A 3,702-nucleotide genomic window follows, 5' to 3' on the forward strand; every position below is an offset into this window, starting at 1 on the left:
ACATAATTTCCTTTTGCTATGTGTCGTAAAGCGGAAGGGCAATCCAATCTGCCGTATATTTTCAATTTCTTATGCCCGCCCAATGTTCCTTTGTTTTCGGAATAATACTCTTTACCATTGCTGTCGGTCAATTTATATAGCTTATTGTTGCTCATTACTCACCTTAACTGTTGGCATATCGCCGTCAAATACAATAACATAATCGTCAGGATCATTTGCTAATTGATATTCGGTTTCCTCGCTTAACTCCACTTTTGTAGTATTATTGTTTCTGTCCGTAGTATTCAGAGGGCAATAATCTAATTGCAAATGTGCTTTGACACCCCAATATGATACTTCCCGAAGAATGTAAACGTTATTATTGTGTATCGAAACCTTAACAGCAAACTCACCGTTAGAATAATGTATAAACTGTTGCGTGTTGGTATTCCAAACAAACACAACGCCGTCTTGTCCTTTCGATGCTGTAATACATCCGGCAACGAATGAACCAAATGGTTCGGCATACATATACTCCACATCGATTTCTTCAATGTTTTCATGCCATATTCGTTTTATCATATCAAGCGTGATTTCTTGCTTGATTTCATTCAAGTGAATTATGAATATAACATCTCTCTTTCCAAGCGATATTTTTATGTTTGACATGACACACCTCCATAGCTATATAACTTTTTTCTTTGATAGCATTTATAATCAGTATAGCTTTTGCAATACGTGCAAGTGGGCTTCGTTTTTTTGGAGATTATTTAAGTTAATACTATTCATCGTTTAATCTCCTCGCAGTTTCCCATGTTTTTATCAGTGCTGTAGTATTTAATCAAAAGCAACATATTCACTCTTGCAAGGCATTCTGCGGCATACCATTGATTGTGTAACTTCCTATAGGCAGAAATCATTCTTTCTCCGACACCATAACCGATGAGAATCTTTATATCTTTTGCTTTTTTGCAGCCCATAGAACAATTACAAGAAAGACTGTTGATTTCTCCGATAGGAAGATCATCATCCGTTACCAATTCTTTGTAAATATCGTCACGAAAAACAAAATCTTTTACCGCCGAAAAATCGTTCTCTGATTTTGAGCCGCAACAAGTGTAAGCATATATTCTCGCTAATTCCAAAGTGCTTTTCGGTATTGAGCAGCACTGTTCACGTTGAAATTTCGAATGGCAAATATCGTTATAAACGCTCTCAATCAACTTTGGGTTTTCAATATCAATATCCGCAAAAGATACAGCGCTCTCTGCGGCAAGTTCTCCTATGGTTTCAAGTGTATGGAATTGCGGCAGACGTATTCTCGAATAGCTGACCATCCGATCATCTACCATTCCAAACCGTTGATCAAGTCTGTGCTGGATTTGTTTCCTTATTGGCTCGGCAATTGCCATTGTAAAATCAAACGAACAATCAGACCAAGCTGTTTCAATCGCTATATCGGACGTAGTCGTACTGTAACCTGTCTGCGCGGGGTGAATGTTTGATATTCCCAAAAGATACGAAATAATCAAGCCGCCTTCCATCCCAAACATCGCTGTGGGATAGCCTAATTCCCTTGAGAGTAACGCGATTTCATGCATCACAAGAAAGTCAACAGCATAACCGCAATCCTGAATCATTCCTAATTCTTTCTCAACCTGCGGAATCATTCCGTTTCTCTCAGGATGATCGGGGCGTCGAGGAAACTCGCGGTCAGCACGTCTTAAGCAGATTTGTACAAGCTCATCAAAAGCCTTGACTTTTTCTTCTTTTGCCGGAACAGAATAAAACAAATCGCCCATACTCATTTTATCTTCAGGCTTTGCGATAATAAATCTCATTATGACGCCTCCTTGATTGTATGGATTCTATTTTTAATCTGTTGGATTTCATCGCCTGTCAGATAGCGCTTTTCGGACAGCGCCTCTGCAATACCGTCCAATAGAGACCTGTTATCTGTAAGGAGCTTCTTCGCCTGCTGATAATACTCCGCTATGCGGTGTGAAATTACCATATGTTGATGATACATATTGATTTCAGAATCCTTTTTGCTCACAGTTCCGCCGATCAAATCAAATCCATATACCGCTTCGTGGACAAATAATTCGCGCAAGCTAAAATACGCACTTCTGTAATCCATCATTCCGCCGACACCGGGAGTGCCGTATCTGACCTCTACTGCGGCTTTTCCGGCGAGACTAATCAGAATATCAGCCTCATCTTCCGTAATCTCATGATATTTGCAGTTTTTAATTTGCTTGGTAAAAGACCCGTATTTATCTTCGCAGAAAGCTGCAATCAGCGCAACCGTTCCCGGCTTTAAGAGCTCACTCATAACGGCGTGACCTGCCTCGTGATAGATCGTTTCGGAGTCATGGTGATAATCGCGCAAGTTGATCTTTCGAAGCGAACGCATATCCGCAGGGATTTTGACATGATAAACCGTCCTTAGCACCGCTTTAATAATATGCTCAGTCGTAATGGTATCGCTGCCTTCAAAGCAGGCGAGAATCCCCGCTTCGTTGATAACAGTTTCCAAAGTTGCACTTGTCTTGCCCGAAAGTATCTCGGTGACTATGCGCGTATCGGCATCTACCTTCGGGTTAAGGCTCAAATAATGACCTATAATCTGTTCTGTATCGGAAATGTCCGGAAGCTCAATCCTCAAAGCAATATCAAATCGTCCGTGGCGGATCAAAGACTCCGTAACTCGATTGGTATCGTTAACGGTTGCAATCACGAATACATCCTTGCCCTTGATTCTGTCTATACAAGACTGCACAGTAACATATTCCTCGGCGTAGCTGTTGTGCCGATCCGCGTCGGCAAACTTGTCCATATCGTCCAGTACAACAATGGACGGCGCGTTTTCCTCGGCTTGTTCGAAGGTCTCACGGATTTGCTTAATAAAGCTGCCGTCGGAAGTGTCTTTGCGGCAGATGAACGCCCTGCGGCCGCTCTCTTCGACAAGGCACGTTGCCATCAGCGTCTTGCCAACGCCGGGTCTGCCCTCGAGCAGCAATCCTCTTGGGATAGATACTCCCATCTTACGATATTTGTCCGTGTGTTTCAGACAGTCCGCAATTTGTTTTAATTCTTCCTTGATCAGCTCGTAGCCGATGATCTTATCAAATGCGCTCATTGTTTTACCTCCTCATTTATGATACTAAAATAATACCATAATGAGTGGTGTAAAAACGGTACATTGGATTTGCTGCGGTTGCTGCGGTTATTTCAAAAATTCCTCGATTCTTTTGTTATATACAGTTCGTGCTTCTTTCAAACGCGCGGAAGGATGATATGCAAATAAGATTTTAATACCTGACTTGTATCCATCAATTCTTAGCAGCTTACTGATTTCTTCTTCACTAAGGTTATACTCATCACCGGTAACAGCAGGATTGTCGCTAATGGACAAACTGTCTATCGCGTTTTTTATCTTCTCGTAAAATCCATACCCGAAATTCCTGATGATGTGATTCCTGTAGTCGGGTCCTGAAAGAAAAACAAAGTGAGTCGGTCTGAGAATATTCAGCTCATGCAGATAGATATTCCCCTTAAAACCATTCCAACAAAACTCGCTGTAAATTATTTCGTCCCTGAGTTAGGTCAGTTTACAAGGAACTACACGCAGACCGTGAAACGGGCTGCTGACAACAAACGGCGCTATGCTCCCGGCTGGGTGCATAGCACCTGTTTGTTGCGGGGGTTTCCAAAGGGGGC

The 3,702-nt window shown here is 42.0% G+C and carries 4 protein-coding genes; 1 reads left to right on the forward strand and 3 read right to left on the reverse strand.

Going from position 1 to position 3,702, the window contains the following annotated elements:
• Positions 1-141: 141 nt before the first annotated feature.
• The 3 genes from KQI64_RS09655 to KQI64_RS09665 form a co-directional block, all read right to left on the reverse strand.
• Positions 142-648, reverse strand: coding sequence for a hypothetical protein (locus tag KQI64_RS09655; RefSeq protein ID WP_216524553.1), 507 nt, complete (start codon positions 646-648; stop codon positions 142-144).
• Positions 649-764: 116 nt separating this feature from the next.
• Positions 765-1,820 (reverse strand): hypothetical protein, encoded by a 1,056-nt coding sequence (locus KQI64_RS09660; RefSeq protein ID WP_216524554.1) that lies wholly within the window; start codon positions 1,818-1,820, stop codon positions 765-767.
• On the reverse strand, positions 1,820-3,121 hold the full coding sequence (locus tag KQI64_RS09665) for an AAA family ATPase (protein WP_216524555.1): 1,302 nt from the start codon (positions 3,119-3,121) through the stop codon (positions 1,820-1,822). The genes KQI64_RS09660 and KQI64_RS09665 overlap by 1 nt, the downstream gene beginning before the upstream one ends.
• Positions 3,122-3,517: 396 nt before the next feature.
• Here KQI64_RS09665 and KQI64_RS09670 point away from each other — a divergent pair.
• The coding region (locus KQI64_RS09670; RefSeq protein ID WP_216524556.1) for a hypothetical protein at positions 3,518-3,702 on the forward strand (185 nt) is incomplete at its 3' end.

Origin of the sequence: Lachnoclostridium sp. MSJ-17 (assembly GCF_018918205.1) — a bacterium.
Taxonomy (GTDB): domain Bacteria; phylum Bacillota; class Clostridia; order Oscillospirales; family Acutalibacteraceae; genus Ruminococcoides.

Bases quoted from the DNA above. Each gene is read 5' to 3' on its own strand.
- KQI64_RS09655 (WP_216524553.1), bottom strand. From the start codon at position 648: ATGTCAAACATAAAAATATCGCTTGGAAAGAGAGATGTTATATTCATA.
- KQI64_RS09660 (WP_216524554.1), bottom strand. From the start codon at position 1,820: ATGAGATTTATTATCGCAAAGCCTGAAGATAAAATGAGTATGGGCGAT.
- KQI64_RS09665 (WP_216524555.1), bottom strand. From the start codon at position 3,121: ATGAGCGCATTTGATAAGATCATCGGCTACGAGCTGATCAAGGAAGAA.